Raw genomic sequence first — 3,386 nt, forward strand, 5'->3', positions numbered from 1 at the left:
CACGCAGAACTACACCATGCCCGGCGGCGGCGAATATGCCGGCATGGATCCGGCCGTGGTCGCCGAGACATACGGCTACTTCTTCGATGAGATGGAGCGGCGCGGCATTCCCAATATGCAGCGCCTGCAGGCCGCCTGCCGACGTGCTGGGATTGAAGTGATGTTCACCGTCATCGAAAGCCTGACCCAGGACGGACGGGACATGGGGCTCGACTACAAAATCAGCGGTCTCTTCTGCCCGAAAGGCTCGCGCGACGCGCAGGTGCTGGATGCGCTGAAGCCGCTGGCGGACGAGATCGTCATTCCCAAAACGTCTTCTTCGGTCTTTATCTCCACCAATATCGATTACGTTCTGCGAAACCTCGGCGTGCGTTACCTGATCATTGTCGGTGCCTTGACCGATCAATGCGTCGATTCCGCCGTGCGGGATGCCTGCGACCTCGGTTACCTCGTCACCCTGCCGACCGATGCCTGCGTGACGCAATCCGCCGAGCGGCACGAGACCTCGCTTGCCAATAACCGTGGCTATTGCCGGCAGATGACGACGACGGCCCTCGTCGCGGAGATTGAGGGGCTGGGTTAGGTTTTTGCAGAGGGAGGTGGCTAGATTGCCACATGCCTAATGACCTCGGCGATCACATCCCGCAGCCAGCGATGGGCGGGATCGTCGCGGTAGCGGATGTGCCACGCCATTTCCACAGGGAATGAGCCCAGATTGATCGGCGTCGAAACTACTTTTAAACGTGAATCATGTTCCAGCCGGCGGCAGATCAGCCGGGGCAGCGTGGCGCAATAATCTGTCACCGCGATCATCTCGGCGACCGCGAAGAAATTGGTGACGGAAATCGCCACGTCACGCCTCAACTGCTGCTGTGCCAATGCTTGGAATACGCTGGCGCGGAGGCGGCCCGGCGGCATAATGTTGACATGTCGTAACTGCTCGAACTGATCGCGGGATATTGCGTCGCCCACCTCCGGATGCCCGGCACGCACGACGCATTCAAGACTCTCATCCATCAGATGCTGGACCACGAGATTGTCCGGCGGGTCTGAGATGCGGCCGATCGCCATCGCGGTGGTGCCGGAAACGACCCCGGTTTCGGTCAGGTCATTGCCATAGGGGATCAGCCGCAGCTTGATGCCCGGCGCGCGTTCGGCGAGTGTCGCGACGATGGCCGGCAGCAGCGCGAACTCGACATAGCCATTGGGCGCAATTGCAAAGAGCCGTTCAGCTGTCGCGGGGTCGAAATCCTGTTGCCCGAGCACCGCATCGTCAAGCCGTGCCAGCGCATCGGAAATCGCCGGGGCCAGTTCCAGCGCGATCGGCGTCGGCTGGATGCCATAGCGTTCCCGGATGAACAACGGATCCTTCAGCAGAAGGCGCAGGCGCGCGAGCGCATTCGAGAGGGCGGGCTGGGTCATGCCCAGTCGCTCGGCCGCGCGGGTCACGCTGCGCTCTTCCATCAGCGCGATGAAAATAGGGAGCAGATTGAGATCGTAGCGCATAAGATATAATATAGACGATATATCTAAAATCCAGAATATAAATTTCTGATATGATCGGGTGTGCATCATCCTTCGGGTGTCGGCGGATCGTCGCCGACGCAAATCCGAAGGAGGTTCAGATGACCAAGGGAAAAGTTCTGGTACTCGGCTCCAACGCAACGGAGATCGAAGTTCAAGGCGGCCATGGCCCGACGGGCCAGTATCTCAACGAGACCGTCGTGCCGGCGATGGCGTTGATCGCCGCGGGCTACGAGGTCGTGCTGGCAACGCCAAAGGGCACGAAGCCGACGATTGACGCGGCCTCGGACTCACCCGCCCATTTCGAGAATGATGTGGCGGCCTATGAGCGGGCCAAGGCCTTCTATGCGAACGATCCTTCGATGAACCGGGTGCAGACGCTGCGCGGGGTGATCGGGTCCGGTCTGGAGCAGTTCGCGGGCGTCTTCGTGCCGGGTGGGCAGGCGCCGGTCGTGGACCTGATGCAGGATGCCGATGCCGGGACCATCCTGCGCCACTTCCACGCCGCGGCGAAGCCCACCGCCCTGCTGTGCCATGGGCCGATTGCGCTCGTCTCGACAATGGAGAAGGCGGCCGCCTTCCGTGCCGCGCTGATTGCCGGCGATGACGCGAAGGCACGGGAACTGGCGGCGAACTGGCCCTATGCCGGCTATCGGATGACCATTTTCTCCGCCTCCGAGGAGAAGGTTGTCGAAGAGCAGATCCTGCACGCCAAGATGTTCTTCAACATGCCGCAGGCGCTGCGCGACGCGGGCGGCGACGTCTCGGTAACCGACATCGATTTCGCGCCCAATGTGGTCATCGACCGCGAATTGATCACGGGTCAGAACCCGCGCTCAGATCATCCGATCGCGCAAGCCCTGATCTCGGCGCTTGACCAGGCAAATGCGTGAGCACGCGCATGACGGGCGGGGCGCTGCGGCAGCGCCCCGCCGCTTCTCGCCCTCACATCAGGAGAAGACCTATGAACGACGCGGTCAGGATCATGGCGATGCTCACCGCCAGACCCGGCAAGGCGGCGGCCTTACGCGCGCTGCTGGATGGCATGATCGCCCCCAGCCGCGCCGAGACGGGCAACCTGCGCTACGATCTCTGGGTTGATCGCGCGACGCCCGACCGGCTGGTGCTGGACGAACTTTATACGGATCAGGGGGCCGTGGACGCGCATCGCGCGACGCGTCATTTTCAGAACTATCTGTCCCAGATCGACGAACTGGCTGAGCGCATTGTACTGACGCTCGGCCCTGTGGCCGTCGCCTGAGGGACAAAGAGCGGCGGGAGCAGGTGACCAGGCGGCGGCGTTTTATGCATCCTTCGGTTTCACGCCCTTGGTGTAGCGCTCGCAGGCGGTCTCTCTGCCCGCGCGACGGCGTGGAGCCGGACCCCCCTACCCCTCCCGCATCGCGTTGACGCGCTGGACGGAGGCGCGGTCGCCCATGCGGTTCCGGTGGGCGAGAATCTTCGGAAACCGGGATGGCTCCACCCCGTCGCCCTCCATCCATTCGGCAAAGACGAACAGATAAGGATCGGCGATGGAGAAACGCTCGCCCATCACCCAGGGACCGCGAAACAGCCGCGTCTCGATCAGCTCGAAACAGGCGGCGACGCTTTCCGGCACTTTGGCGCGCATGGCCTCGATGGCGGCGGCATCATTCGCCCAGCGGCTGCCACGCAGCTTGTGCGCATGCGCCACATGCAGGGTGGAGGCGAGATAGCTGTTGACGGCCTGAATCTCGGCGAAGGCGAAGGGGTCTGCCGGCAGTGCCAGGGACGACTGCGGGAAGAGCTGGGCGATATAGACGAGGATTGCCGGGGTTTCGGTCAGAACCCCCTGCTCCGTCACCAGCGTCGGCACACGACCC

Annotated in this window: 5 protein-coding genes; 3 read left to right on the top strand and 2 right to left on the bottom strand. The window is 62.8% G+C overall.

The window, feature by feature from the left end; translation table 11 throughout:
- Positions 1 to 583: isochorismatase family cysteine hydrolase (locus VL752_RS02425; RefSeq protein ID WP_325352144.1), on the top strand; the 583-nt coding region annotated here is incomplete at its 5' end.
- A 20-nt stretch (positions 584 to 603) separates the two neighbouring features.
- Here VL752_RS02425 and VL752_RS02430 read toward each other — a convergent pair.
- Positions 604 to 1,506 (bottom strand): LysR family transcriptional regulator, encoded by a 903-nt coding sequence (locus VL752_RS02430; RefSeq protein ID WP_325352145.1) that lies wholly within the window; start codon positions 1,504 to 1,506, stop codon positions 604 to 606.
- A 119-nt stretch (positions 1,507 to 1,625) separates the two neighbouring features.
- Between VL752_RS02430 and VL752_RS02435 the strand changes: the two genes are divergently transcribed.
- Positions 1,626 to 2,417, top strand: a complete 792-nt coding sequence (locus tag VL752_RS02435; RefSeq protein WP_325352146.1) for a type 1 glutamine amidotransferase domain-containing protein — start codon at positions 1,626 to 1,628, stop codon at positions 2,415 to 2,417.
- A 71-nt stretch (positions 2,418 to 2,488) separates the two neighbouring features.
- A complete protein-coding gene (locus tag VL752_RS02440; RefSeq protein WP_325352147.1) occupies positions 2,489 to 2,785 on the top strand; it encodes a putative quinol monooxygenase in 297 nt (98 codons plus the stop codon).
- Positions 2,786 to 2,911: 126 nt separating this feature from the next.
- On the opposite strand, the gene VL752_RS02445 is transcribed toward VL752_RS02440, so the two are convergent.
- Positions 2,912 to 3,386: glutathione S-transferase family protein (locus tag VL752_RS02445; protein ID WP_325352148.1), on the bottom strand; the 475-nt coding region annotated here is incomplete at its 5' end.

Origin of the sequence: Acidisoma sp., from assembly GCF_035492295.1 — a bacterium.
Lineage (GTDB): Bacteria > Pseudomonadota > Alphaproteobacteria > Acetobacterales > Acetobacteraceae > Acidisoma.

Coding starts and splice junctions, on each gene's coding strand:
- VL752_RS02435 (WP_325352146.1), top strand. CDS start 1,626: ATGACCAAGGGAAAAGTTCTGGTACTCGGCTCCAACGCAACGGAGATC.
- VL752_RS02440 (WP_325352147.1), top strand. CDS start 2,489: ATGAACGACGCGGTCAGGATCATGGCGATGCTCACCGCCAGACCCGGC.
- VL752_RS02430 (WP_325352145.1), bottom strand. CDS start 1,506: ATGCGCTACGATCTCAATCTGCTCCCTATTTTCATCGCGCTGATGGAA.